The following is a 723-nucleotide window of genomic DNA, read 5'->3' on the forward strand; positions in this document are numbered from 1 at the left end:
CGAGCCTCCCGCGACGCGAGACGGTGAGGTGCTCGGCCGCGGCGTACCGCGCGGCGGTGACGGTCTTGACGCGGGTCAGCGGGTGGCCCCGCCGCACGACGACGACGGGAGGGGTCTCGGCCACCTTCTCGGCGCGGACGTCCGGGGCGGCGGGGAGGCCCGCGTTGGCCTCCAGGTCGATCTCGCCGCGACGCAGCTCGGGCGTGTCGACGCTCGACTCCGCGATGAAGCGCAGCCGCACGCCCGGCGCCTGCCTCCGCACGGCCGCGAGCAGTGCGGGACCGGCGAGGGCGACCAGCGAGTCGTGCCAGCGCAGGGTGAAGGTGCGGTCGAGCGTCGTGAGGTCGAGCTCACGACTCGGCGCCAGCACGCCGCGCACCTGCTGGAGCAGTTCGTGGACCTGTTCCCGGACCGCGATCGCGTACGGCGTCGGGGTCATCGTCCGCCCGGTGCGCACCAGGATCTGATCGCCGGTCGTGCGTCGGATCCGACCGAGGCTCCGGCTCATCGCGGGGGCGGTGACGTGCAGGCGCTCGGCTGCCGCCGCCACGCTGCCTTCCTCCAACAAGGCGTCGAGGGCGGCGAGCAGATTCAAGTCCAATTGCATGGCGGTAATCCTAGACGTGCTTTACCTGCACTTGCAGTTAATCCAGACCGTGAATACGGTCGAAGTACCGGCGCGGGAAACACCACGACCGCTTCGCCCGGTTCACCTCATCACCC

1 protein-coding gene is annotated in these 723 nt (G+C 71.0%); it reads right to left on the reverse strand.

Annotated features, from left to right (window positions below):
* A partial coding sequence (locus AB0G02_RS30590; protein WP_360800838.1) for a LysR family transcriptional regulator occupies positions 1-607 on the reverse strand: 607 nt, incomplete at its 3' end.
* Between the last annotated feature and the right edge of the window lie 116 nt (positions 608-723).

Source organism: Actinosynnema sp. NPDC023658, assembly GCF_040639995.1.
Taxonomy (GTDB): domain Bacteria; phylum Actinomycetota; class Actinomycetes; order Mycobacteriales; family Pseudonocardiaceae; genus Actinosynnema.